Below are 25,033 nucleotides of genomic sequence, written 5' to 3'. Positions count from 1 at the left end.
ACCCATCATCGAACAAACAAAAAGGCCGCCTGAACCCAGGCGGCCTTTCTGTTTGTGAGATCCGTGCCCGTCTTATCCGCGTCGGGAAAAGAACGAGGCCAGCCGCGGTGCGGCGGGTGCATCTTGGAGCCTAGGCACAACCACCATATGGGTGATCTCGCCACGCTTGAAGGCTGCCAGGAACTGCGGGTAATTCTTGAACACGACGCAGCCGCTGGAATCGCCGGGCACGCGTAGCAGGTAAGTGTGGGCGAGAAGACCGGTGCGGCCCTTTGGAGCTTTGCCGTCGATTGGGTTGAGCCGGATGGCCTCTACGCCATGGAAGCGGGTTTCGCGCATGGTGAGCTTGTAGGTTGACGCGGGCGTGGCGCCGCGCATCTTCACATGCGTGTAGTTCGGATTGTCACGCATCGCGCCGCGGCCGGAATGCGCTTCGAGCTTCTCGCCATTGGGCATGTGAACCACACCCGCACTGATATCGTAGATGGCGGTCTTGCGGCCGACATCCGGCCAAGGGATCGCAGCGGACTTCGCCGCGGGTCGCTCAACAGGATTGTCCGGACGCGCATAAGCCAGGGCAGGAACGGCTTCGCCGCGCTTGTCTGGAACAACGGGCGCAATCACGCTCTTGCGCGCGATTGCCGGCCGCCAGGACGGAACGAGGCCGAGGTCGGGGAGGTCATCCGTTTCCAGGGAGGCGAGAACCGTTTCGTTGTCAGCGTCGTCTTGCGCCTCCGCCTCATGCTCGGTCGCCAGCATCTTTGCCTTGGCGGATTTGGCAAGCGACGCCATCTGCACAGGCACTGGCGCAGAGGCAGCAGGTGGCGTTGCCACGGGGGCTGTGGCAGCCTGTGCGAGCTGCGTGGCTTTCGCCTCGGCGGCTTGCTGACTTGCCTTGACCAGTGAAGCGAACTGCTCGCCGGTGATCGATCCAGCCGCCCTTTTCGCCGGAACGAAGCGGGTTTCAAAGGCGCTGGCGACCTGGCGCTGTTCGTTGCGCTCGGCCGCATCGCGGGCCCATGCCTCACGAACGAAATCCGGCGCGCGCAAAGCGCCTTCGGTCTGCCCGGGGCGAGACGATTTTGCGGTGTTCGTTTCAGCTTCTGCAGCCACGTTGGCAAACAACGGGCGAACCGAAACGGGCTTGCTGTCAGGCTGTGCCGCCAGATGCACGGACGCGGCCAGTCCACCGCCCCAAGCCGCCAGAAGCCCCAGAAACAGGCCACCAGCCAGAAGCGGACCGGAACGAGAAATCCGGGACGATGCGGAACGCGACCGAGGCCAGTCTGACGCAGACAAGCATTTACGCATAAACAAGCCCCTATACGATCACGCATCGACCAGAAGCCGCACCCTTAAAGCTGGCTGCGCTCTGTGATGGGATGATCATGCAGGAATTCGGTAACCAAACTCTTTAACTCGACGCATACCGTAACGAGAGTTTGTGGCGGCATCTGCATCGGGTTAGAACCACTGCGACACGAGTTGCCTACCGCCGGAGTCCAGATGCAGCCGATCTACATCACCTATCTCAACTGCTTCGACATCGAAGCCGCCGCCTTGAGCGATGCAGAAATTCTGGCTGCCATCGAAGAAAGTCTGGCCATGCAGGGGCGCCGCGAAACCGAGATCGAACCGCGTGTCCACTTAGAGCCGCGCGCGGGCGTTGAAGGGCATTTCAACGTCTTGCGCGGCTGGATCGGCGGCGAGATCGATGCGGCGGGCGTGAAGGTCGTTGGCGATTTCGTCGACAACTACAAGCAGGGGCTGCCGTCGGAATTCGGCATTCTCAACCTGTTCGATCCACGCACCGGCACGCCGCGCGCGATCCTCGATGCCAGCGGCATCACCGATATGCGCACCGGGGCAGTGACCGCAATCGGCGCGAAATACCTGGCGCGCAAGGATTCGAGAGTGCTTGGCCATATCGGCGCGCGTGGCACGGCCTATTGGAACGTGCGGCTGCTCGATAGCCTGTTCGACTTCGAGGTGCTCCGGGTTCATTCCCGCCGCCCGGAAAGCCGCAACGCCTTTGCCGAACGCTTGAGGCGCGACCTCAACAAGGAGGTCATCGTCACCGAGGACTGGCAATCCTGCATCGAAGGTGCCGACATCGTGGTGGAAGCGTCGCGGCTGAGCGAGCCGACGCCGATGCTGAAAACCGAATGGATCAAGCCCGGCGCGCTTGTGGTGCCTTATGGCACGATGAGCGCTGTGGAACTGTCGCTGACCGACATCATGGCGAAGCTCGTGGTGGATGATTGGGGCCAGTGTAAGGGCGGCAAGTTCGGCTCGCTGCGCGCCCATGTGGAAGCCGGCAAACTGTCGGAACAAACACTGCATGCCGAGCTTGGGCAGATCGTGGCGGGGCTGAAACCCGGCCGTGAAAGCGAGACCGAAACCAACCTGTTCTGGCATCGCGGACTGTCCTTGTCGGATATCGCGCTTGGCCATGCCTTCCTGAAAAAGGCGGAAAGCATCGGCGCCGGACACCGGCTGCGCTACGCGTGACGCCCGCCGCCTTCGTTCTGAGTGAGCGTCGGCTGACACTTGCCGACATCACCGCCGCCGCACGCAAGCCGGTGCAGGTCACGCTTGCCGCAGGGGTGCGCGAGAGGATGATCGCGGCGCGCAGTGTGGTGGACCGCCATCTGCGCGACGGGATTGCGGTTTATGGTCTGAACACTGGTCTCGGCGGCAATATCGGCCATCGCATAGATCATGATGCCGTGGCGGACTTTCAGGCGCAAATGGTGCGGGCCAGGGTGGCGGGCATCGGCGAACCGCTGGCGGTGGAAACGTGCCGTGCCGCCTTGTTCTGCCGCATTGCCGGTCTGGCGAAGGGCGGTGCCGGTGTGTCGCTCGACGTGTTCGATCTGCTTGTAGCGATGCTGGCGCGCGACATCGTGCCGGTTTTGCCGTCACGCGGTTCGCTGGGCACCGGCGATCTCATTGTCTCCATGAGCATGGCCGCAGCTGTGATCGGCCGCGGCCGCGTTTATTTTGGCGGCCGCATTGTGGAAGCGGGTGATGCATTTCGTGCAGCAGGGCTCGCTCCCGTCCAGCTCGCCGCCAAGGATGGTCTGGCAATCGCCAACGCATCGGCCGTCACCACAGCGATGGCAGCACTTTCGCTGGATAGCCTGGGCGACTTCCTGCGCCTGCATATCGCAACCGGCGCACTGGCCTTCGAAGGCTATGGTGCCAACCCGCGCATCTTCGATCCCCGCATGGCAAATGTTCGCCCGGCAGCCGGCCAGAGCGACGCCGCAGCACTGTTCCGCCACGCGCTGGAAGGCAGCAGCCTCCATGCGCCGCAGCCCGGCCGCAAGGTGCAGGATGCCCTTTCCTTCCGCACCCTCGCGCAGGTCACAGGCACCACACTGGCCGCCTATGCCGCTGCATGCCGCGAAGTCGAAATCGAACTCAACGGCGCGGCCGACAATCCGCTGGTGCTGGTGGAAGACGAGGAAATCCATTCGGCTGCTAACTTCCACACACCAACAATCGCACTCGCCTTCGATACAATCGCGATCAGCCTTGCCCATCTCGCGACGGCTTCCGCACAGCGTTCGATCAAGCTGATGACGGGGCGCTTGTCCGGGCTGCCCAACTATCTGTCACCCGTCGGCGGTGCTTCAGCGGGCTTCGTACCCATGCAAAAGGCTCTGGCGGCACTTCATGCGGAGATCCGGCTCAAGGCAGCACCCGCCAGCCTCGATGCGTTGTCTGTTTCCGACACGGTCGAGGATGTGGCGCCAATGACGCCGCTGACGATCACCAAGCTCGACGAGCAGATCGCTTTGTGCCGCTGGATGATAACGCTGGAAGCGATGTTTGCGGCACAGGCCTGCAGCCTTCGCGCAGCAAACGAGCCAGAGCAGCATCTCGGCGCGGCCGCCGGTTGGCTGCAAACGCGGATCCGCGCGATTGTGCCTGCGCTCGAAGAGGATCGCGAAACCGGGCCGGACGCGCGGATGCTGCATGAGCGGCTCTGGTGTGACGAGACGGCGGAAGCCATGCGCGCGCTTTTCAGCGGCGTCAGTTCGCACCTGGCTTGACCTCGACGGCTTGCGCGACAAGTGCCCGCCTTGCTGTTGCAATGGAGACGAACATGCTGATTGGCCTGGAACTTGGCGGCAGCTTCGGTCAAGCGCCGGACTGGACGATCGAAAGCGTTCAGGGTGTCAGTCAGACGGCTGAGGCAAGCGGCGTGGATTTCGTGATCGTACCCGACACGATCGCCAAGCCCGATGGAACAAGCGGCTGGCCGGACGCCACGATCCTGCTGGGCTTTCTTGCCGCTTCGACACAGCGCATCGGCCTGATCGCGGCAACCTCCACCGGCGGCCACCAGCCCTACAATCTCTCGCGGCGCCTTGCCTCACTCGACCAGATCAGCCACGGCCGGATCGGTTGGTGCGTGACGTCTGACCAATCAGCCGCGGAGGACGCCGCTTTCAGCGCGCCCATCCGCATGCCGAATGGTAACACGCCGGCGCGCGTCGCTGAGTTCACGCGCGTGGTGGAAGGTTTGTGGCATGGTTGGGACGCTAATGCCGTGGCGATGAACAAGCAATCCGGCCAGTTCATCGATCCGAGCCGGATGCATTATCTCGACCACCAAGGCGCGTTCTTTTCCGTGCGCGGACCGTTGAACATCATGCGCTCACCGCAGGATCGCCCGATCCTGATGCTGCGCGCCGATGATTGGCCTGACATTGGAGAGATCGCTGACCTCGCCGACGTTGTGCTCTTCGAGGGCGACGTACCTCCCCATGGCAAAGCCAAGCACCTGCGCATGATCGATGCTGCCGCCTTCACCACGGAACAGCGGCAGGCGGACGCAGACGGGATCGTTCTGCGCATCCGCTCCCCCCAGGAAGCCGAAACCGTGCTGCAGATCTTGTCGGAAAGACCCGGCAGGCAGTTCGCGACCATCGCCCTTCGAAGCCGCCTGGAAGGATCCGCCTGATGCGCGCGCAGATGAAGCTCGGCGCTTTCCTGATGCCGACCGGCCACCACATCGCCGCCTGGCGTCACCCCGATGCCGCTGCCGACATGGGTCTTGATGTCGATCAGTATGTTCGCTTGGCACAAACGGCAGAGAACGCTGGCTTCGACCTCGTCTTCCTCGAAGATGCAGCCGGCTTGCGCGATGCAAACACTTGGACTGCGAGCCAGACAGCGCGCTCGATCGGCTTCGAACCGCTGAGCCTGCTGGCCGCCATCGCCGCACAAACCAGCCGCATCGGCCTCGTCGCGACGGCGTCGACCTCCTACAACGAGCCCTACGCTCTTGCTCGCGCCTTTGCCACGCTCGACCTGTTGAGCGGCGGCCGTGCCGGCTGGAACCTAGTGACATCCGCAAGCGAGATCGAAGCCGCGAATTTCGGCGCGGAAGGTCTGCGCAAGCATGTCGATCGCTATCATCGCGCCGATGAGTTTGCTGATGTCGTGGCGCGGCTCTGGGACCCCACCGACCTATCCGCCCCGCTCAATCACAGCGGCGAGCACTTCATCGTGCAGCAGGGTTTGGGGCTCACCGCCTCACGGCAGAGCAAACCGGTAATGATACAGGCCGGCGCATCCGATGTCGGCCGCGACCTGGCTGCGCGGACAGCCGATGTCGTGTTCACAGCCGCACAAACCATAGACAGCGCCAAGAGCTTCTATGACGATGTGAAAGCTCGCACCCGCGCAGCAGGGCGGAATCCCGACCACATCAAGATCATGCCCGGTGTGTCACCGATCGTCGCGGCGACACGCGAAGAAGCCCAGGCCAAGCTCGACGCCCTGCAAGATCTGATCCCCGATGAAGTCGGCCTGTCGCTTCTCGCCAGCTATCTGGCCACCGATGCACTCAAGGATCTGCCGCTCGATGGTCCGCTGCCAGACCTGGAGGTCACGCAAGGCATGCAGAGCCGCCAGGCCCTCGTCGTGGAGCAGGCCCGGCGCGACAATCTCACCATCCGCGAAGTCGCCCGCCATTTCGCCGGTGCACGCGGCCACTGGCGTCTGGTCGGCACAGCGCAGGATATTGCAGACGAGTTGGAAGCCTGGTTCACCGGCGGTGCCTGCGACGGCTTCAACGTCATGCCCGCCTTCTTCCCGGGCGAACTCGACAGCTTCGTCGACCTCGTCATCCCCGAACTGCGGCGTCGCGGCCTGTTCCGGCAGGTCTATGAAGGCGATACCCTACGCGCCAATCTCGGTATTTGAGGCTTGAGCCCGCAATGACCGCGATCAACCGAAAGGAACCGGCTTCATGAAACTCAGCGCACGCAATCAGCTCAAGGGCACCGTAGTCGACATCGTCAAAGGCGCAACGACGTCGCACGTGAAGATCGATCTTGGCCAGGGCAACATCGTGACCGCCTCGATCACCAACGAAGCGGTCGACGAACTCGGCCTCAAGGCCGGCACACCCGCTTATGCCGTGATCAAGGCTTCTGATGTCATGGTTGGCGTCGACCTGACCGCTTGAGCCAGGAAGCGTCGGCGGATCAATCGGCCGCTGTCGCCTCGATCAAGGCCTCGCCAACGCGCTTCGGTCCCGGGAAATACTCCCACTCATGGACATGCGGATAGGGCGTGTCCCAGCCGGTCACACGCAGCACCGGCTTTTCCAGATGGTAGAAGCAGCGCTCCTGCACCTCAGCCGCAAGTTCAGCGCCGAAGCCGGATGTCCGCGTCGCTTCATGCACCACAACGCAGCGGCCGGTTTTTTCGACCGAAGCGACGATCGCATCGATATCGAGCGGCACCAGCGTGCGCAGATCGATGATTTCCGCATCAATGCCGGTATCCTGCGCAGCAACCTCGGCCACATGCACCATCGTGCCATAAGCAAGCACGGTAACGGCTGATCCTTCGCGCCGGATCACGGCCTTACCGATCGGCACGGTGTAATGTTCGTCCGGCACCTCCGACAGCGGATGCTTTGACCAAGGCACCACCGGCCGATCATGATGACCATCGAACGGGCCATTATAAAGCCGCTTGGGCTCGAGGAAGATCACGGGATCGTCGTCCTCAATCGCCGAAATCAGCAAGCCTTTGGCATCGTAGGGGTTGGACGGAATAACCGTCTTCAGGCCGGCGACATGGGTAAAGAGCGCTTCCGGGCTCTGGCTGTGTGTCTGGCCACCGAAAATGCCGCCGCCACACGGCATCCGCACCACCATCGGCGCGGTGAAATCGCCTGCGGAGCGGAAGCGCAGACGAGCGGCTTCCGAAACGATCTGGTCATAGGCCGGATACATGTAGTCGGCGAACTGGATTTCGGCGATCGGCCGCAATCCATAGGCGCCCATGCCGACGGCTGCACCAACGATGCCGGTTTCCGAGATCGGCGTATCGAAGCAGCGCGACGTGCCATATTTCTTCTGCAGCCCTTCGGTGCAGCGAAACACGCCACCGAAGAAGCCGACATCCTCACCGAACACCACAACGCGATCGTCGCGCTCCATGGAAAGGTCAATGGCGCTGCGGATCGCCTCAATCATTGTGCGAGAAGGCATGAACTCAATATCCCAGCTTCTGACGCTGTTCGCGCAGGTGACGCGGCACGTCCTTGTAGACGTCCTCGAACATGGTGGCGGGACTCTGCTTGGGCCCATCATGCAGCGTGCCCGAGCGACGCGCTTCTTGGGCGGCTGCCGCAATCTCCTGGTCGAGCTCGGCTTCAAGCTGCACGGATCGCTCCTCGCTCCACTCTCCCCGGCTCACCAGATGCGCTTTCAGCCTGATAATCGGATCGCCGAGCGGCCAGGCGGCGGATGCATCCTTTGCTCGATACTTGCTGGGATCATCCGAAGTCGAATGCGGCGCAACGCGATAAGTCACCCACTCGATCAGGGTCGGCCCGAGATTGCGCCGCGCCCGCTCCACAGCCCAGCTCGCAACAGCATTGACTGCCAGATAATCGTTACCGTCCACACGCAGCGACGGAATGCCATATCCATGCGCACGCGCGGCAAAGGTTGTCCGCTCGCCACCTGCCATCGATTGCGGCGAAGAGATCGCCCACTGATTGTTGACGACGTTCAGGATGATCGGAGGCCGGTAAACGGAAGCAAATACCAGCGCGGCGTGAAAGTCGCTTTCGGCCGTCGACCCGTCACCAATCCAGGCCGCCGCCACCTTCGTGTCCTTGCGGATAGCGGACGCCATGGCCCAACCCACCGCTTGAATATACTGCGTGCCCAGATTGCCGGAAATGGAAAAGAAGCCGGCTTCCTTGGCCGAATACATCACCGGCAGCTGGCGGCCCTTGATGCGGTCGGCTGAATTGGACAGGATCTGGTTGATCATATCGACCACCGGCCAGTCCTGCGCAATAAGGAGGCCCTGCTGGCGATAGGTCGGGAAGTTCATGTCGCCTTTTTGCAGCGCGGACTGGAAGGCGCAGGCGACGGCCTCTTCTCCCGTGCATTGCATATAGAACGACGTCAGACCCTGACGCTGCATGCGCATCATGCGTTGGTCATAAGCGCGCGTCTTCATCATGGCGCGCAACCCGCCGCGCAGAACATCAGTGTCCAGCGCCGGCGCCCATTCGCCTTTGGCTGAGCCGTCATCATCCAGCACGCGGATCAGCGAATAAGCCAGATCTCGGATATCCTGCGGATCGGCATCGACCGGCGGACGCCGCACGGCACCGGCCGGCGACAGGCGGGACGTATCGACAGGCGCATTTTCCTCGCGCGACGGCGGCGCCGGCACATGAAGCGAAAGCGGAGCGAAATCACTCACAGCAGAACCTCCCATTCGGTGACGCGGATGCCATGTCGAAGCGCCGCATCAGACCAGCATAGGCCGACGCAGCCCGTGGATCGAGCAAAGAACGGATCAAGGCTGTCCTCCCCAGCATTTTCAGTGATCCTAGCTTCGCCAGAAACAAGGAACTTTCTTTTTCTCCTCTTTCATGGTCACTCAAACAGGATAATCGTCTCCCTTGAGGTGCTTGCATGGAAGACTCTTCTGCACGATCGAAGCGCGCCAAACGCAGCCAGATCGACGCGACAGACCGGCGGATCCTTTCCGCCCTCCTGAATGACGGCCGCCTGACCAACAGCGATCTCGCCACCCGCGTCGGCCTTTCCCCCTCGCCCTGCTGGAACCGTGTCAAGCGCCTCGAAAGCGAAGGCATCATCGAGCGCTATGTCGCGGTTGTCGACAACGGCGCTCTTGGGCTGCGCGATGTGGTCTTCGTGGAAATCACGTTGGACAAGCACGAGGAGGAAGTTCTCGAACGCTTTGGCCAAGCCCTCACACGCATTCCGGAAGTGCTCGAAGCCAACCTCGTTACCGGCGAATACGACTATCTCGTCAAAGTCGCCGTGGCTGATACAGCCGACTACGAGCGCTTCCTGCGCCAGCACCTCTACAAGATCGGCAACATCCGCCAAACGCGCTCCACCTTTTCACTGCGAACGCTGAAGCGAGCGGAATCGGTGGATCCAGTGAGGCTTGGCGAGCGCTGACGCCGGTCATATGCACCGCAGAACTCAGGCCATATCGGCAAGCGCTGCACTCACAGGTCGGCATCCTTCCACCTGGCCCTGTCTGCTTTTAATGTAGCTTCCATCATCGTTGGCACTGACTGACCTTGCCAGCTTGCCCGTGCACGTTAGCTCATGATGATGTCACACACGGGTTCGTTCGACCTTTCGCGCTTCCTTGATGCTCAAGCCGGCACCTACGCTTCGGCGTTCTCGGAGTTGAGAGGTGGCCGCAAGCTTAGTCACTGGATGTGGTTCATCTTCCCGCAGCTGCGTGGCTTAGGTCGATCGCCGATGGCGGAGCGGTACGGCATCACTGGGCTGGCTGAGGCTCAGGCTTATCTTGCCGATCCGGTTCTGGGGTCGCGGCTTGAGGAATGCACGGCCGCCGTTTTGCGCCACACTGGGTTATCTGTGCATGCGATCTTTGGCTCACCGGATGATTTGAAGTTTCATTCGTCGATGACGCTGTTTGCGCTAGCGGCAGGTGGAGGCTCTGTTTTTCAGGAAGCGCTTGAGGCTTTCTTTTCGGGCAGGATGGACAATGGGACGCTGCGGCTGCTGAAGCTGGAGCCAGATGCGTAGTCATCGGTCGCGCCAGCTGAGCGTGTAATATGTGCTGCCAAAGTGCGGCGAAGGTGGCGGCTTCCAGCAAGACATCAAGACAACGTGGTGACTGCTTCAATAACGAAATTTGCCTGCCTGTCTAACTAGCCCACAACTCATCAACCAGCGTTTCAAGCCATACGGCGCCGCGTTCGGCGGCTTGTGGTGCGTAGATCGAACGAATTGCGTCGGTGTCTATCGAACGTGCTAGGGAAAGAAGGTCATTCCACGACGAAAAATCGCCTGGCCAGCGTGGAGCACTGATGGCAGCGCCGAGTTGCACCAGGCTTTCCGCTTTTCGGACCTGTTCCCCGAAGTAGCGCCATTCCGGCATGATCACGAGTTTCTGGCCGATCCGGGCGACTTCGTGAATGGTGTTGTCGCCTGCGGACGCAATTACGATGTCCGCTGCCGCCAGGTAGTCGGTGACATTCTCGACCCAGCCAAGTTCACGAAGGTTGGAGAAATCTGTTTCATGCCCTTCGCGATGGGTCGGCCCGATTGTGAGCCAAAGAGCGTCGGGTGCCGCACGAGCGGCGACCGTAAGCGGAGCATAGGGCGTACCAGCACCGCCGCCGCCGGTGACAACCACGATCAGCTCGCGATCGGCATCGAGGCCGAGGCTCCGGCGTGCTTCCTGTTTTGAGGGAACGTCGGTCAGCGTTGTGCAGAGCCCGCCGGTATAGAAGGTCTTGGCACGCAGATAGGCTGGATAGTCCTCCTGCTCGAGGCGCTCGTCAAAGGGCGCGAGCATACCGACGGCTGCTTCATAGGCGCCGATATGACCGATATCGGAGCGGTCGCCATGCATCCGGATCTGCACGGACGGAACGCTGGCAACGCGAGACAGAAGACCGATCTCTGCTGATACATCCACAACCAGAAGGCCGCTTCGGCGATCGTCCAGATGATCGAGGATCAGACGCATGGTTCGGCGCATTTCGGCGAGACCGAGCGGCACGCAGTGCATGACCTGCGGTGTCGGCTCGGCATAAAGCCGCGCCGTGGGAACCGCGGCGCCGATCATGTTCGGAAGCGTGATGATCTCGATGTCACGCTTGAAGCCTGCGAAAAGTTCGGGTCCAGCTGTCAGGACAGAGACCGGCCGGTCCTCGGAGAATTGCGCGATCAACGCCATTGCGCGATTGGCATGCCCTCGGCCTTGATGATGGACAAAAAAGGAGATCGGCTTCTTCAATGACTGGTCTTTCAAGTTGATGGCTTCCGGTTCCGGCAAGATGATGCCAGGAAGCCAAGAGTCCAGATGACCGTCCTACAATTCGGGTGAGAGATCATCATCGTGCCGGAGGTTGCAGCTTTGGGAAACGACATTCCCCGTTCGGTCGCTATCGTCGGCAACGCACCTGATTTGCACTCGCTCAGCAGCGCGGATCAAATTGATGCTGCCGAGTGGGTTGTTCGTTTCAACAACGCTTCCGGCTTCGGTACGTGGTCGGGCAAACGGGTAACACATCTGGCGCTTGTCAATCACGGCGGCCAAATGGAGGAGTGGCTGAGCGATGCCACTTTCGTGCAGCGCCCTGTTGTTCAACAAGCGAGCCACATCCTCTTCCCTTTTCCACGCAAGACCGAGAACCCGAGCGCGCAGGAAAAAGACGGGCGCGATTGGACAGACGCCGCACAAACCCTGTTGCAGGCGCTCGAGGTTTCAGTGACCATTCTGCCGGAAACGGTTCATCAAAGCGCAAGACAGCTTCTCGCGTCATCTGAAAATAGGGTCCCAACGCCAAGCACGGGCTTTCTGGTGGCGCTGTTTCTGCTCGGCATGCTGCCGGCGCAAACCAGGATAGATGTTCATGGCTTCGGGTTTGAAGGCTGGAGCGGCCACTCCTGGATGGAAGAAAAACGCTGGTTTGAAGAGAGGGCGACCGAAGGAAGACTGACGCTGCATCCCCTGCCCCGAAAAAGTGCAGCATGACCTCCACGCGCTGCTTTGTTTGTTCCGCATCGATGTGGACTGATACGAACCGTACCCTGCTTTTTGCCGGCGGGATCGAACGGAGGTTCGAGCTTGCATGCGGGTCATGCGGGGTGCTGGTCGACGATCCCTCGGCGGGGACCATTGACCTGCATCATTTGAAGACAAGAACAGCCCAAGGCCATTACGTTTCCGATACCGACGCCGGCTATGGCCTGGACATCTACACGCTTCGAACGGCTGCAACGCGTTTAGGAAGAGCCGTTATTCCCTTGAAGCCGGATCAGGAACACGCATTGCGCAACCCACACGGCAACCTTGCAGCCGACGCGTCGATCATTGATGTCGCACAAATTGCACCGACGTCCCTTTCGCTGGGGATCCTTTGTCGTGCGGAAGACGTCGCTGACGTGCTGGACCGGAACGCCGAACACAGCGCATGGGCGCGCGAGATGGTCGTATTGGCGGATGCCCCCGCCGCGCCTGCCTCGATCATTTCAGACTCCAAGTTTGGCAAGATGGTCGTGCGGCTTGTGTCACGGCCCCTGGCGGGAGACTTCGCGGCGCAGCGAAATGCCTTGCGGGCAGAGGCTTCTTGCGCTTGGCAGATTCAACTTGATGCGGACGAGGCATTTCCGGTTTCGCAAGGTGAGAACCTGGCTAGGTTCGCGTCGCTGGCCGATCGGCAAGGCGTGGTTTCCATCGGACTTCCACGCCGCAACCTCGTTGATGGCGTTTTGTCGACGCTTTATCCCGACACCCAGTACCGGCTGAACCGGCGCGAAGTTCGCTTTGCGGGCAGCGTGCATGAACGTCCGGTGCGTCCATGGCAGAAAAGCTTCATCGCTTTGAACGCTGCTATCGACCACCACTTGACGCGAAGCCATGTTCTGGCGCGATCGAAGCACTATGAGGCGCTTGCGCCGGGCGAAGGTCGGCTCGACGAGATGCGAACCCTGCTTGAACCCTATCGTGCTTGATAGGCCGTTATCGCTTTCTCATAGAGCGCCAGCGTTTCACGACCCAGGGTTTCCCTATTGAAGCGACCCGCCGCTTTCAGCGCCTTCGTGCGCAACGTGCTTCGCAGGTCCGGGTCATTGAGAACTGGACGGATCGCAGCAGCAAGCGCGTTACCCGTGTTGCGCTCCGCCATAATGCCGGCACCGGTCATGCCAACAAACACCCGCGCGCTGGCGTCTTCGCTGGACGCGATCATCGGTCGCCCATAGGCGAGACCTTCTTGGTAAACGAGGCCAAAGCTTTCGTAGCGTGAAGGAGCCAGAACCGCATGCGCCGCTTCATAGAAGCCCGCAAGTGCCGTTTCATGCACGCGTCCCACCGGGTTTAGGCATTTTCGATCTTCCTGGTCCAACCCAGGCGGGAGGTCGTCCGGTGCAATGCCGACGAGGTCGACAACAAAGGCGGGTATCGCGCCTTTTAGGGCTTCCACGCGCAGAATGGACACGGCTTCCAGGATCGTGTCGAAGCCTTTGCGATGTTCGGCACGACCAACAAAAAGCAGACGAATGGGAGAAGCGACTCCGGAAGGGTAAGTCGCATGTGCCGCCCTCTGCAGGCTGTCAGGCGAAAGGCTCAAGCCGATGACCGCATGGGGTTGAGCATCGACCTGCAACCGGTAGTGCTCTTGCATGCGCTGGCCGTGATCATCCGTATTGGAAATAAGGGCAGCGCTGCCTTGAGCCTGTTTTCGTTCCAGACGGTCGGCCGCCCAGGCGTCCACCCGATCACGCATCGAACCTGGATTGTCGCGTGAGAAGGCTGCCGGGGTCGAATTACGGGTCACGACGGGAAGGCATGACACGAGCAGACTTGCCGGCGCGTACCAGTTGGTGGCTTCAAGCACATCGAACGGGCGCCGCCTATGCTCGGTAAGGACCGCTTGGCGAAAGGCTGAAGGCGCAGCCATATGGCCGATGCCTCCGAAAAGCCTGAGCTTGGCTAGCATCGTCTTTTCAGGGATGGCACAGCCGATAATCGTTACGCCATTGACTATCTCGCGTCCGGTCCGGTCCATCGTGAACACGGTCGCATCTGCGCCCGCTTCAGCAAGGCTTTCGGCGATTTCGCGCGCTGCCGTTGACAGGCCGCTCGGCGATGGCGGGTAGTCCCAGGCCAGAAGTGCCGTGCGCATCAGCGGCCAAGAAGCTTGTGGTAGAGAGATAGGTAATCCCTTGCCATTCGATCGGAGGTAAAGCGCTCTTCGAAGCGGTTCCGGACGCGCGCGCGATCGAGCGTGTGGAGGCGCTGGATTGCCGACACAGCCTCCGCTTCGCTGTCTACGATGAATCCCGTTACGCCGTCCTCGACGATTTCGGGCACACTCCCCTTTCGCCAGGCAATCACGGGTGTTCCACACGCCATGGCTTCGATCATCACCAACCCGAAAGGCTCGGGCCAGTCTATCGGAAACAACAAGGCGTCAGCGCCGGCAAGCAGCCGACCCTTTTCGCGGTCGCCCAGCGGACCAACATAAACAGCCTCTTCTGATAGCAACGGCCGCACTTCATTGTCGAAGTAGCGGGGATTGCCGACATCGATGGTGCCCGCCAGGCGAATGGGCCGACCGGCGGCCCTGGCGGCGCGAATCGCCCGGTCCGGCCGCTTCTGATCCGTCATTCTCCCAACAAAGGCCAAGTAGCCTTCGCTCTGGGCGGAAAACGCGTACCGATCGCGTTCAATGCCATGATGCACCACACCCGCGCGATTGGGTTGCGGAATCCCGGTTTCCTGCGCGGCCGAGATCGCGGCAACCGGAAGATCGGGAAATCGCGAGAAGAAAAGTTCGCGATCGAGCTCGTCCACACGCCAATGGATCGTCGTTACGCTCTGCCCACGGCGCTCGCCCAAAACAACGGCATGCGCAAACTCACCGTGACAGTGAATGATGTCGAACTGATCGAGGCGCGTTCTCAGATCTTCCAACCGCGCAGCCTCCAAGACCGCCGGTATCGATGGAGGAACGGAACCCTGTTTTGCTTCAAGAAATGACAAACTTGGCAGGAGCCCGACCCGTTCGACCTCAACGGTACTGTCAGAGGGCGCAAGAAGCGTTACCTTCACGCCTAAGCGTGTCAGTGCAACGGACAAATCGTTGATGATCCGCTCGGTGCCTCCATGATCTTTTGGAGGCACGGGGAAGATGGTCGGTGCGACTTGCGCAACGCGCAAGGGTTTTTGCCGATCAGGCATAGCGTCTCTGTTTGTGAGATTTTGAGTTGCGAGCTAGCGGGTAATGTTCATCTTGCATATGGCACTTCAAGGGTGTCTGCGCGGTCATGATGTCGAATATGGCATCACAGCTGACACCGGGGGCCACATTCGCTACCTGCTCGACCTCGTTGAAGCCTCCGCAAAATCACCGCTCATCGATCGTGTTGTTATCGCCACACGGCATTTTGGCAGCGAACATGGCATGAGCTATGCGCAACCTCGTGAGCAGGTCAGCGCCAAAGTCGAGATCGTACGATTTCCCACGACATCCAAGACTTATCTCGCAAAAGAAGACCTCCACACCGAAACCCAGTCCTTCGCCGATGCGGTTGTGGGGTTCATTGAAGGTGAACCGACTAAGCCGGACATGATCCATGCGCATTATGCGGATGCCGCAGTGGTCGCCGAGATCGTCCAGGACCGGCTCGGCATTCCGTTCATCTTCACGGCGCATTCGCTCGGCCGTGTGAAGAAGCATGCGGTGCAGTCAGATGGTTCGGATTGGCGTGGATTGACCGAACGGATCGCCGCGGAGGAAATGGCCGCCGCCAAAGCCAGCGCGATTATCGCATCATCGCGTGACGAGGCCGAGGTGCAATATGCTCATTACGACCATTACGCACCGGGCCATATCCGCGTTCTTCCGCCCGGCAGCGATCTCGAACGCTTTGCCAATGCTCATTCCACTGAGGATGTTCGTGGCGCCATAGATCGTTTCCTGGTTGATGCCACTAAGCCGCAGCTTTTGGCGATCGCGCGTCCGGTTCGCAAAAAGAACCTTGCTGCCCTTGTTACAGCGTTCGGCGAAAGTGCTGAACTTCGCGAACGGGCCAATCTTGTTCTGATCGCTGGCTCGCGAGACGACTACACCGATCTGGATGGGGACATGGCGGACACTGTCCGCGACCTTCTTCATTTGATCGACCGATACGATCTCTATGGTTCGGTCGCATATCCGAAAACTCATCGCTCTGAAGACATTCCGGCCATTTACGCCTATGCGCGTGAAAGGCGTGGCATCTTCATCAACCCCGCCCTGAACGAGCCGTTTGGCCTGACCTTGCTTGAAGCCTCGGCGGTCGGTCTGCCGATCGTCGCGACCGACTCCGGCGGGCCGAACGATATCGTCGAGATGTGCCGCAACGGTGTTCTGGTTGATCCCCGCTCGCCGCAGGCCATCACGCAAGCGGCTTTGAGCATCCTGGATGATCAACAACTCTGGGATCGTTTTGCATCGCAAGGGCGCATTGCGGTCAAGAACTACGATTGGACCCGCCATGCCAGCCGCTATCATGGCCTCATCCAGTCCTTGCTGACGCCCAAGCCTGTGGTCAGCCGGCCTTCGCAACTGCTGATCTGCGATATTGATAATACGCTAGTTGGCTGCGAGGATTGCATGCAGGTTTTCGGCGACTGGCACAGCAAGGAAGACCAGCTTGCCTTTGGCGTTGCCACAGGACGCTCGTTCCATAGTGCCATGGCCATCCTCGAACAGCAGGACGCGCCGCGCCCCCAGGTCATGATCACGTCCGTTGGATCGGAAATCTACCATCTCGACCCAAATGGCACGACCTACAGCGCCGATCTCGAATGGCGCGCGATCGTATCGAGAGGTTGGGACCGTGAAGCGGCTCACAAGGCTTTGCTCGACCTTGACGGCATCCACCCCCAGGCGCCGCTCGAACAGCGCTCCCACAAGCTGAGCTACTTCAGCGATGGCAGTGCGAGTGTCGTGCAGCGGGTGAAAGCCAGGCTTGAAGCAAGGAACTTGCGCTGCTCGGTTATCCATAGCCATGCCCGGTATCTCGACATCCTGCCGATCCGCGCATCGAAAGGCACCGCCGTGGATTTCGTGCGTAACCGCTATAGCCTGTCCAAGGATGCCGTCTTTGTGGCGGGAGATTCCGGTAACGACATAGAGATGCTCCGCACCATGCCGCAGGCCATCATCGTCGCGAATTTCTCGGACGATCTCGCCAATCTTCCCTCGCTCGCGCATTCCTATGTGGCACGCGAAAAGTACGCGCGCGGCATCATCGAAGGCGTTCTGCACTTCCGCAATCAGTCGAGAGAGACATGCGCACCAGCGTCCTGACCCTCGTTCGCGGACGCAAAACCCATCTCATCAACCTCCTGAAGAGCATCGCGCTGCAAACCACGCCGCCGGACGAACTGGTCATCGCGTGGATGCAGGAGGCACCACACGACGATCTTCCCGATCCAGGATGCCCGGTCTGTCACGTCATGGTGCCGGGCGATCCACTCCCGCTCGCAGCGGCTCGTAACCGGGCGGCGGAAGCCGCGAGCGCAGAGCTTCTCGTTTTCCTTGATGTCGACTGCATCGCAGGTCCCGGCGTCGTCGGCGCTTATCAGAAGGCTGCCGGCGAACAGGAAGGACTGTTTCTCGGCGAGGTCTTTTACCTTCCTGCCAAAGCCGTCGGCGACACGCTTGATTTTGCAGCACTCGATCAGGCGGGAGCACCGCATCCGGCAAAGCCGCCAGTCCCGTCAATAGGGGTCAGGGAAGAACCAGACGCCGGAGAGCTTTGGGGTTTGTCGTTCGCTCTGCCGCGCGCACGCTATCTCGACATCGGCGGCATGGACGAGGCCTTCGTTGGTTACGGCGGCGAGGAAACGGATTTTGCACGCCGGCTGGCGGCTGCTGGCCTGCCCTTCTTCTGGACAAGCGGCGCCCGCTGCTACCATCAGCACCACCCGATCTCCGTGCCGCCCTTGCAGCACTTCGACCACATTCTGCGAAACGCCAAACTCTTTTATGCACGTCACGGTCGATGGTGCATGGATTATTGGCTTGGGCAATTCAACGAGCGTGGCTTGATCCGATGGTCGAGCCAAAGCACACAGATCGAACGCCTTCGCGAGCCCTCGGCCGCTGAAATCGTTGAAGCGCAGCAGGGCGATAGCCGCCTGTTCAGCTGACGTTGCCTTACCCGGTCCGAGAGCCTACCTGGAAAGTCGAATGCATGATTGATGACCCAAGAGGCTTCGGCCTAAAGAAGCCTGCCCTCGCCGCTGCGTTTTCCGACGACTTGCGCGAGGCGGTGCATGGGCTCGCAGAAGACGACTTCCGGGCCGTCTTGCCGATCCTGGTTGAACATGGTCTTTTGCAGCTCTTCGTTTCGCCTCTTGAACAGGGTGGCTATAGCTATACTGGCGACTGGAAATCGGTGCTTGGCTGCCTGAGCGAGATCGGCGGCATTGATCTGAGTACTGCCCGGCTGCTCGAAGGCCATTTGAACGTGCTGCAACTGGTTTCGCTTTATGGCAGCACCGCGCAGCAGAACTTCGTGCTCGAAACCGTTCAGAACGGTGGGATGCTCGGCGTCTGGGGTGCAGACGGCAGGGAGCCCGTCAAGCTGGATGGTGTTGAAGGGACAAGCGCGTGGTGCCTTAGCGGGTCGAAGCGCTATGCGTCCGGTGCTGGAGTTCTCCGTGCCGCACTCGTGCCCATCAGCCAGAAAGACGGTCCCATGCAGCTCTTGCTTCTACCCGTCGATGATCCCTCGCGAGTGGATCTGTCTTCCTGGCATTATCGCGGCATGCAACGCACGGCATCCGGTACGTACAGCTTCGAGAATTTGACCGTCGGCCCAGAAGCCTTCGTTGGACAGCCCGACTGCTATCGTCTTGAACCCTGGTTCGTGGGCGGCATATGGCGTTGCGCGGCCGCGCAGTTGGGCGCCATCGAAGCAATCGTCAAAATCATTGCATGGGAATTGAACGACAACGGCCGTGCCGAGCATCCTCTGCAACGGGCACGGATCGGCCGCGCCATCATGCAGGCACGAACAGCGCGTTTGTGGATCGAGGATGCAGCGCAACGCGTTGAAACCACAAGGCCGAATGCCGATGCGGACGAAATTGCCCAGACGGTGGCTTTGTCCGCCTATTCCAGGCTGGTTACGGAAGAAGCAGCAATGAGCGTCATCGATCTCGCCGAGCGAGCCCTTGGCCTAGGCTCGTTCGAAAACTCGCATCCGGTTGAGCGGCTCACCCGCGATCTGGCCGTGTATATACGTCAGGCCAACCCGGACGCCGTGTTGCTGCAGCACGGCCGTGTACTGGCGAGCAGTCTTTGATCATGGTCGCATCGACCATGGGTCAATGGAACGCCGTTATGCGCGCCGCACACGTTGCGCCTGTTTCGCGATTGGTCGGCAGCGGTGGGCTGGTTGTGCTTGCTCCGCATCCCGATGACGAAACGTTGGGCTGTTCGGCGTTGTTGATCGAAGCGGGGCGTTCGAAACGCAAGCTCGGCTTGGTCGCGCTCACCGATGGCGGCAGCTCACATCCTGGCTCCAAGCTTTTTCCGCCCGACAGCCTCGAAGCAATCAGGCGCGAAGAACAAAGAACCGCCATGCGCATGCTCGGCTGCGACCATGCCGAGCATTTGCGCCTCGGTCTTCCCGACGGGGGATCAGGGAGGCACCCTGAGCGAGCCTCTGTTGCAGCCTCTGTTGCTGAACTCTGCGAGCGACTAGGCGCAACCGCTCTGGCAGCACCGCATCCCGACGATCCCCACCCCGATCACGCGACCGCGGCAGCCATCGCGCTCGAAGTTCGCTCGATGGTGCCGACCCTCCGGATCCTTTTCTACGAGGTTTGGACTTGCCGGCTGGAAGACGATGTTGCCTGCCAGACGGAAGGCATGACGGCTTTCAGGGTAGAAACCGAGCCTGAACTCAAGGCTCGCGCCATCGCCTGTCATGCAAGCCAGCTAGGCAAGGTCGTGACGGACAGTCCCAGCGGCTTCGTTCTTCCCGACTGGTTCATTGATCATCATACGCAGCCACTCGAGCGCATCTCGTGGCTTGAGCTTCCAGGATCCTTGCCCGGCCCGGATCACTTTGCCCGGCTTTACGCAGATGATGGCGATCCGTGGCATGTGCGCAGTTCCGCCTATGAAAGGCAGAAGCGCGAGTCAGTTGTTTCGCTGCTTAGCGAAACGCGGCACGAAACACCGTTCCGACAATCGCTTGAAGCGGGTTGTGGCGAAGGGCACCTGTCCGGAGCCTTGCTTCAGGCCGGGCTGGTGCAAACCGCCGTCGGCTTCGATCGCGATCCAGCGATCATCCAGCGCGCCCGAAACTTCGGATGGGGGGAGCAGGCACACTTCAGGACAGGCAGCATGCCGGCCGACATGCCTGATGGTTCCTTCGATCTCGTACTTCTGTCGGAGGTACTTTATTTCCTCGACGAAGGTGCTTTGACAACGCTCGCTGACAATTTGACGACGCGCCTGGAGCCCGACGCGTGCATTGTCGTGGTGTCCTGGCTCGGTTCGACCGGCACTCCGCTTGATGGGCGAACAGCATCCGATTTCTTCCGGTGCGCTCTGGGCCGGACGTTCGAGACACTCAAGGTCGAAGAGACTCCCGATTTTCGGATTGAGCTTCTTCAACGGCGGAAAGCATCTGTCGCAGACCAGGAAGATGCTCAACAAGATCGCTGAGACGCATCCGTGTTCGCTGCAGCATCGCGCTGGTGTCTTCCACCATCTGCCATCCTGCACTGCTTGGAAGCGCCAGAACTGTCTCCACTGCTGCTTGTGGCAGAATTAGTGCCTTCAACAAATCGCCCTTCTGCGCGTCCGATGCTGATCTGAACTGCAGGCGACTTCTCAGGCGAAGAAGAAGCTGCTCTGGCGGCTCAAGCAGTTCGTCAACGACGGGATCAGTCTCGGTGCGGTTGCGCCGCAATTCATCCGACAGCCCACCGCTGGCGCGGCCGAAGAGCCGGCACGAGGTCTCGACGCGAGGGCCATCGGAATAGCGAATGCGCAGATCATGCGCCTGACATAGCCTTCGAAGCGCTCGATCCTCGCCGGAAGGCGGCGTTGGAAGTCCGCCGATCCGCTGATACGCATCAGCACGTAGTGCAAAGTTCGCGCCGCCTATGTTGCCGTGATGCGGCCACGGGTTATTCTCATCCGGGAAGATGAGCGCTTCGATGAAACGCGACATCTCTCGATACTCTCGGATGACCGCTTCATGAGCAGGATCGGCCTCCGGGAGACCGGCAGTCTCCGAGGCAATGAAACCGATGCGGCCACAAACCAGATCATAGCCACGGTCAAATTCCTGCATATAGGCGTTTCGCAGACCGGGCTGAACGATCGTATCGCCATCGACGGAAAACAGAAGACTAGAAGCGCCGCAGTGCCCCGCAACGTCCATTGCCAAACGTCGTGCTAACGAAGCGCTTCCGGTACCAGGCTTCCACGTACAATCGATCAGAAGCCAGCGACGCTTCCACAGCGTCAATCTTTGAATCGCGATGTCAACCGTCCGGTCTCGACAACCATTGGCTACAAGAACGACAGCGTCACATCCTTCCAACTCGCCGTCCAACGCCTCGAGACATAGGGAGATATGGGCTTGTTCATCGCGCACGGGAATGCACGCGATGAACTTGGCATCGCTGTCAAAATCCATTGTGCCTGATACGCTGCAGCTGGAAACTGGTAGCTTGTGAAGGAAGCGGTTGACCGACGGCATCGTCCTCGGGGAGGTTGGTGCTTGCCGCCGTGTCATTGGCTAGAGTTCAAGCGGTAAGTGTAAGCCATTCGATCACATGCTGGATGTTTGCGTTAGTTTAGCGCCATTTTAACCGAACAGAAGGAACCAAGCTGGTGTCAGCATAACAGGCGGTTATGCTGATCAAGGGGGCTACCTAGATGCGGGACCCCATGGCTACGTAACATCATCTCAGCTTTCCGATATCTGTTAGAAGGCAAACTGAGAGCTTTCTGCCAACCCGCACGCGACTGATTGCACTGGAAGCTGCTCAAGAGAAGCTAATCCCTGTGATGATGAGGGCACTTGCGCTATGCAAACGCAGACAGGCCTTTCAGACACATACGCCTTAAAACAAGTGTGTGGAAAAACAGTCCTCGGGGGCGCCGGGAGACAGTAACGAGCCTGGGCGAGCGTCCATACAGTTCGTAGAACGGCGCAAGTCGAATTCATTTTCGCTAGGCTTGCCGACCCGGCCTAAAGCGTGTTCCATTCGCCTGCCTTTTTGCCGCCGATTGCCGCTCGAACCGGTCGCCGACCCTCTCTTGGTTGCTTCCGATCTGCTTCCGGGAGGATTGTGGCGCAACGCGAATAGCCTCCGGAAGGAGGCCAAGGCATCTAACGTTACGGGTGAAGCTTGGTTGCGGGGGCAAGATTTGAACTTGCGACCTTCAGGTTATGAGCCTGACGAGCTACCGGGCTGCTCCACCCCGCGTCACCTGTGCGCGGTCCCTTGTTTTGTGGGGCCGGAAGGGATGTTCTGTGTTTGTGAGAGAAGACGGTTGTTTTTGACATGCGTTTGGCAGACCTGGCAGCGACTTACTCTCCCGCGTCTTGAGACGAAGTACCATCAGCGCTGGAGCGTTTCACGGCCGAGTTCGGAAAGGGATCGGGTGCAGCCACTCCGCAATAACCACCAGGTCGGCAAAGCGCATGTCAAAGGATGAGAAGCTGGTGCAGGGCTGAGCCCGTTTTATCTTTTCTGCAGGCAAGGCCACAACCTTCCGGACCACAAGGTCCGCAAGGCCGAATTGGGAGCCTGTCCTCGGGCTTAACCCGAGGATCGCCGACTTTTCGGCGCCCTGTCCGGAGGATAGCAGCGTTAGCTGCGCTCATCCGTGAGGACAAAGAAAGCTGGCTATACCCATCGCAGATGGGCATTGGCAAATGAGAATGATCAAGCCAATCGAGCTATTAGTACCGGTAAGCTTCATGCATTACTGCACGTCCACACCCGGCCTATCAACGTGGTGGTCTTCCACGGCTCTCAGGGAATACTCGTTTTTAGGTGGGTTTCCCGCTTAGATGCCTTCAGCGGTTATCCCGTCCGAACGTAGCTACCCTGCTATGCGGCTGGCGCCACAACAGGTCCACCAGAGGTTCGTCCATCCCGGTCCTCTCGTACTAGGGACAGATCCTATCAATATTCCTACACCCACGGCAGATAGGGACCGAACTGTCTCACGACGTTCTGAACCCAACTCACGTACCGCTTTAAATGGCGAACAGCCATACCCTTGGGACCTGCTCCAGCCCCAGGATGCGATGAGTCGACATCGAGGTGCCAAACAACCCCGTCGATATGGACTCTTGGGGGTCATCAGCCTGTTATCCCCGGCGTACCTTTTATCCGTTGAGCGATGGCCCTTCCACACGGGACCACCGGATCACTATGACCGACTTTCGTCTCTGCTCGACTTGTCAGTCTTGCAGTCAGGCAGGCTTATGCCATTGCACTCAGCGAACGATTTCCGACCGTTCTGAGCCCACCATCGCGCGCCTCCGTTACTCTTTAGGAGGCGACCGCCCCAGTCAAACTACCCACCATACACTGTCCCGGGCCCGGATAACGGGTCGCGGTTAGACATCCATATAGATAAGGGTGGTATTTCAAGGATGACTCCACCAAGGCTGGCGCCCTGGCTTCAAAGTCTACCACCTATCCTACACATGCCGACACGAATGCCAGTGTAAAGCTATAGTAAAGGTGCACGGGGTCTTTCCGTCTAACCGCAGGAACCCCGCATCTTCACGGGGAATTCAATTTCACTGAGTCTCTGCTGGAGACAGCGGGGAAGTCGTTACGCCATTCGTGCAGGTCGGAACTTACCCGACAAGGAATTTCGCTACCTTAGGACCGTTATAGTTACGGCCGCCGTTTACTGGGGCTTCGATTCAGAGCTTGCACCCCTCCTCTTAACCTTCCAGCACCGGGCAGGCGTCAGACCCTATACGTCGTCTTGCGACTTCGCAGAGCCCTGTGTTTTTGGTAAACAGTCGCTACCCCCTGGTCTGTGCCACCCTCATACGGTTGCCCGCAAAAGGGTCACGCTTCTTCCGAAGTTACGCGTGCAATTTGCCGAGTTCCTTCAGCAGAGTTCTCTCAAGCGCCTTGGTATACTCTACCAGTCCACCTGTGTCGGTTTCGGGTACGGGCTATAAGGAGGAGCTATTTCCTGGGACCGCTTCGAAGCCCGACCAATCCAATAAGGTCGAACAACACACACGATCCGTCACTACCTCCAGGCTCACGAATATTAACGTGATTCCCATCGACTACGCCTTTCGGCCTCGCCTTAGGGGCCGGCTAACCCTGCTCAGATTAACTTTAAGCAGGAACCCTTGGACTTTCGGCGAGAGGGTCTCTCACCCTCTTTATCGTTACTCATGTCAGCATTCGCACTTCTGATATCTCCAGGACCCCTCACAGGTATCCCTTCGCAGACTTACAGAACGCTCCGCTACCGCTTAGCACAAAGTGCCAAACCCAAAGCTTCGGTGTATGGCTTGAGCCCCGTTACATTTTCGGCGCAAAGACCCTTATTTAGACCAGTGAGCTGTTACGCTTTCTTTAAATGATGGCTGCTTCTAAGCCAACATCCTGGTTGTTTTGGGATCCTCACATCCTTTCCCACTTAGCCATAACTTGGGGACCTTAGCTGTTGGTCAGGGTTGTTTCCCTTTCCACGACGGACGTTAGCACCCGCCGTGTGTCTGCCGACTAGTACTCCTCGGTATTCGGAGTTTGGTTAGGTTTGGTAATCCGGTGAGGACCCCTAGCCCATCCAGTGCTCTACCCCCGAGGGTATTCGGTCGACGCTCTACCTAAATAGATTTCGCGGAGAACCAGCTATTTCCGAGTTTGATTGGCCTTTCACCCCTAGCCACAAGTCATCCCAATCTATTGCAACAGATGCGGGTTCGGTCCTCCAGTT

Annotated in this window: 20 protein-coding genes, 1 tRNA gene and 2 rRNA genes (1 of these 23 only partly in view); 13 read left to right on the top strand and 10 right to left on the bottom strand. The window is 59.8% G+C overall.

Translation table 11 applies throughout. The annotated features are described in order from the left end of the window. Positions 1-72 precede the first annotated feature (72 nt). Positions 73-1,299 carry a DUF2778 domain-containing protein gene (locus tag IE166_RS20695; RefSeq protein ID WP_244641473.1) on the bottom strand — a complete coding sequence of 409 codons (1,227 nt, stop codon included), beginning with the start codon at positions 1,297-1,299 and terminating at the stop codon, positions 73-75. A gap of 207 nt (positions 1,300-1,506) precedes the next feature. Between IE166_RS20695 and IE166_RS14105 the strand changes: the two genes are divergently transcribed. Genes IE166_RS14105 through IE166_RS14085 form a run of 5 tightly spaced genes read left to right on the top strand, consistent with a single transcriptional unit; the run spans position 1,507 to position 6,487 of the window. After that, positions 1,507-2,511: an ornithine cyclodeaminase family protein gene (locus tag IE166_RS14105; protein ID WP_189504846.1), complete on the top strand. Its 1,005-nt coding sequence runs from the start codon at positions 1,507-1,509 to the stop codon at positions 2,509-2,511. Continuing rightward, the gene (locus tag IE166_RS14100; RefSeq protein ID WP_189504844.1) at positions 2,508-4,061 is read left to right on the top strand and encodes an HAL/PAL/TAL family ammonia-lyase; all 1,554 of its coding nucleotides are present in this window, start codon (positions 2,508-2,510) and stop codon (positions 4,059-4,061) included. The genes IE166_RS14105 and IE166_RS14100 overlap by 4 nt, the downstream gene beginning before the upstream one ends. A 53-nt stretch (positions 4,062-4,114) precedes the next feature. Beyond that, positions 4,115-4,975, top strand: a complete 861-nt coding sequence (locus tag IE166_RS14095; RefSeq protein ID WP_189504842.1) for an LLM class flavin-dependent oxidoreductase — start codon at positions 4,115-4,117, stop codon at positions 4,973-4,975. After that, a complete protein-coding gene (locus IE166_RS14090; protein WP_189504840.1) occupies positions 4,975-6,222 on the top strand; it encodes an LLM class flavin-dependent oxidoreductase in 1,248 nt (415 codons plus the stop codon). Before IE166_RS14095 ends, IE166_RS14090 begins: the two co-directional genes overlap by 1 nt. Positions 6,223-6,268: 46 nt before the next feature. Then, entirely contained in the window at positions 6,269-6,487 is a 219-nt protein-coding gene (locus IE166_RS14085) for a TOBE domain-containing protein (RefSeq protein ID WP_189504838.1), read from the top strand. Between the two features lie 19 nt (positions 6,488-6,506). Here the strand turns inward: IE166_RS14085 and IE166_RS14080 are convergent, their stop codons facing one another. Together IE166_RS14080 and IE166_RS14075 are read right to left on the bottom strand one after the other, a co-directional pair. Beyond that, complete coding sequence (locus IE166_RS14080; RefSeq protein WP_189504836.1) at positions 6,507-7,523, bottom strand: alpha-ketoacid dehydrogenase subunit beta; 1,017 nt, start codon at positions 7,521-7,523, stop codon at positions 6,507-6,509. Between the two features lie 4 nt (positions 7,524-7,527). Beyond that, the gene (locus IE166_RS14075; protein ID WP_189504834.1) at positions 7,528-8,757 is read right to left on the bottom strand and encodes a thiamine pyrophosphate-dependent dehydrogenase E1 component subunit alpha; all 1,230 of its coding nucleotides are present in this window, start codon (positions 8,755-8,757) and stop codon (positions 7,528-7,530) included. A gap of 215 nt (positions 8,758-8,972) precedes the next feature. Here IE166_RS14075 and IE166_RS14070 point away from each other — a divergent pair, with 215 nt between their 5' ends. Beyond that, entirely contained in the window at positions 8,973-9,488 is a 516-nt protein-coding gene (locus IE166_RS14070) for an Lrp/AsnC family transcriptional regulator (protein ID WP_189504832.1), read from the top strand. A 159-nt stretch (positions 9,489-9,647) separates the two neighbouring features. Next, positions 9,648-10,091: a DUF1810 domain-containing protein gene (locus tag IE166_RS14065; protein WP_189505996.1), complete on the top strand. Its 444-nt coding sequence runs from the start codon at positions 9,648-9,650 to the stop codon at positions 10,089-10,091. Positions 10,092-10,212: 121 nt separating this feature from the next. On the opposite strand, the gene IE166_RS14060 is transcribed toward IE166_RS14065, so the two are convergent. Continuing rightward, positions 10,213-11,310 carry a glycosyltransferase gene (locus tag IE166_RS14060; protein WP_189505994.1) on the bottom strand — a complete coding sequence of 366 codons (1,098 nt, stop codon included), beginning with the start codon at positions 11,308-11,310 and terminating at the stop codon, positions 10,213-10,215. Positions 11,311-11,412: 102 nt separating this feature from the next. On the opposite strand from IE166_RS14060, the gene IE166_RS14055 reads away from it, so the two are divergent. Both IE166_RS14055 and IE166_RS14050 read left to right on the top strand, forming a co-directional pair. Continuing rightward, entirely contained in the window at positions 11,413-12,051 is a 639-nt protein-coding gene (locus IE166_RS14055) for a glycosyltransferase family 29 protein (RefSeq protein ID WP_244641472.1), read from the top strand. A gap of 158 nt (positions 12,052-12,209) precedes the next feature. Continuing rightward, positions 12,210-13,031 carry a glycosyltransferase family protein gene (locus IE166_RS14050; protein WP_244641471.1) on the top strand — a complete coding sequence of 274 codons (822 nt, stop codon included), beginning with the start codon at positions 12,210-12,212 and terminating at the stop codon, positions 13,029-13,031. Here IE166_RS14050 and IE166_RS14045 read toward each other — a convergent pair. Both IE166_RS14045 and IE166_RS14040 read right to left on the bottom strand, forming a co-directional pair. Beyond that, the gene (locus IE166_RS14045) at positions 13,019-14,203 is read right to left on the bottom strand and encodes a glycosyltransferase family 4 protein (protein WP_189504828.1); all 1,185 of its coding nucleotides are present in this window, start codon (positions 14,201-14,203) and stop codon (positions 13,019-13,021) included. The genes IE166_RS14050 and IE166_RS14045 overlap by 13 nt on opposite strands. Continuing rightward, the gene (locus tag IE166_RS14040) at positions 14,203-15,261 is read right to left on the bottom strand and encodes a glycosyltransferase family 4 protein (RefSeq protein WP_189504826.1); all 1,059 of its coding nucleotides are present in this window, start codon (positions 15,259-15,261) and stop codon (positions 14,203-14,205) included. The genes IE166_RS14045 and IE166_RS14040 overlap by 1 nt, the downstream gene beginning before the upstream one ends. A 43-nt stretch (positions 15,262-15,304) precedes the next feature. Here IE166_RS14040 and IE166_RS14035 point away from each other — a divergent pair, with 43 nt between their 5' ends. Genes IE166_RS14035 through IE166_RS14020 form a run of 4 tightly spaced genes read left to right on the top strand, consistent with a single transcriptional unit; the run spans position 15,305 to position 20,755 of the window. Then, complete coding sequence (locus IE166_RS14035; protein ID WP_189504824.1) at positions 15,305-17,377, top strand: HAD-IIB family hydrolase; 2,073 nt, start codon at positions 15,305-15,307, stop codon at positions 17,375-17,377. Further along, positions 17,359-18,222 (top strand): glycosyltransferase family 2 protein, encoded by an 864-nt coding sequence (locus tag IE166_RS14030; protein WP_189504822.1) that lies wholly within the window; start codon positions 17,359-17,361, stop codon positions 18,220-18,222. The genes IE166_RS14035 and IE166_RS14030 overlap by 19 nt, the downstream gene beginning before the upstream one ends. Positions 18,223-18,266: 44 nt before the next feature. Further along, a complete protein-coding gene (locus IE166_RS14025) occupies positions 18,267-19,382 on the top strand; it encodes an acyl-CoA dehydrogenase family protein (RefSeq protein ID WP_189504820.1) in 1,116 nt (371 codons plus the stop codon). A gap of 38 nt (positions 19,383-19,420) precedes the next feature. After that, positions 19,421-20,755 carry a PIG-L family deacetylase gene (locus tag IE166_RS14020; protein ID WP_189504818.1) on the top strand — a complete coding sequence of 445 codons (1,335 nt, stop codon included), beginning with the start codon at positions 19,421-19,423 and terminating at the stop codon, positions 20,753-20,755. Here the strand turns inward: IE166_RS14020 and IE166_RS14015 are convergent. From IE166_RS14015 to IE166_RS14000, 4 genes are all read right to left on the bottom strand, one after another. Then, positions 20,661-21,800, bottom strand: coding sequence for a glycosyltransferase (locus IE166_RS14015; RefSeq protein WP_189504815.1), 1,140 nt, complete (start codon positions 21,798-21,800; stop codon positions 20,661-20,663). The two genes, IE166_RS14020 and IE166_RS14015, sit on opposite strands and share 95 nt — an antisense overlap. Positions 21,801-22,456: 656 nt before the next feature. Next, positions 22,457-22,533, bottom strand: a tRNA-Met gene (locus IE166_RS14010). Positions 22,534-22,624: 91 nt separating this feature from the next. Then, a 5S ribosomal RNA gene (gene rrf / locus IE166_RS14005) occupies positions 22,625-22,739 on the bottom strand. A 252-nt stretch (positions 22,740-22,991) separates the two neighbouring features. Beyond that, a 23S ribosomal RNA gene (locus IE166_RS14000) occupies positions 22,992-25,033 on the bottom strand; it runs 766 nt beyond the window's last position.

Source organism: Tianweitania populi, from assembly GCF_014652875.1.
GTDB lineage: Bacteria > Pseudomonadota > Alphaproteobacteria > Rhizobiales > Rhizobiaceae > Tianweitania > Tianweitania populi.
This window is presented reverse-complemented; position numbering and strand designations above follow the sequence as displayed.

Bases quoted from the DNA above. Each gene is read 5' to 3' on its own strand.
- IE166_RS14105 (WP_189504846.1), top strand. From the start codon at position 1,507: ATGCAGCCGATCTACATCACCTATCTCAACTGCTTCGACATCGAAGCC.
- IE166_RS14095 (WP_189504842.1), top strand. From the start codon at position 4,115: ATGCTGATTGGCCTGGAACTTGGCGGCAGCTTCGGTCAAGCGCCGGAC.
- IE166_RS14090 (WP_189504840.1), top strand. From the start codon at position 4,975: ATGCGCGCGCAGATGAAGCTCGGCGCTTTCCTGATGCCGACCGGCCAC.
- IE166_RS14085 (WP_189504838.1), top strand. From the start codon at position 6,269: ATGAAACTCAGCGCACGCAATCAGCTCAAGGGCACCGTAGTCGACATC.
- IE166_RS14080 (WP_189504836.1), bottom strand. From the start codon at position 7,523: ATGCCTTCTCGCACAATGATTGAGGCGATCCGCAGCGCCATTGACCTT.
- IE166_RS14070 (WP_189504832.1), top strand. From the start codon at position 8,973: ATGGAAGACTCTTCTGCACGATCGAAGCGCGCCAAACGCAGCCAGATC.
- IE166_RS14065 (WP_189505996.1), top strand. From the start codon at position 9,648: ATGTCACACACGGGTTCGTTCGACCTTTCGCGCTTCCTTGATGCTCAA.
- IE166_RS14045 (WP_189504828.1), bottom strand. From the start codon at position 14,203: ATGCGCACGGCACTTCTGGCCTGGGACTACCCGCCATCGCCGAGCGGC.
- IE166_RS14040 (WP_189504826.1), bottom strand. From the start codon at position 15,261: ATGCCTGATCGGCAAAAACCCTTGCGCGTTGCGCAAGTCGCACCGACC.
- IE166_RS14035 (WP_189504824.1), top strand. From the start codon at position 15,305: ATGTTCATCTTGCATATGGCACTTCAAGGGTGTCTGCGCGGTCATGAT.
- IE166_RS14030 (WP_189504822.1), top strand. From the start codon at position 17,359: ATGCGCACCAGCGTCCTGACCCTCGTTCGCGGACGCAAAACCCATCTC.
- IE166_RS14025 (WP_189504820.1), top strand. From the start codon at position 18,267: ATGATTGATGACCCAAGAGGCTTCGGCCTAAAGAAGCCTGCCCTCGCC.
- IE166_RS14020 (WP_189504818.1), top strand. From the start codon at position 19,421: ATGCGCGCCGCACACGTTGCGCCTGTTTCGCGATTGGTCGGCAGCGGT.
- IE166_RS14015 (WP_189504815.1), bottom strand. From the start codon at position 21,800: ATGCCGTCGGTCAACCGCTTCCTTCACAAGCTACCAGTTTCCAGCTGC.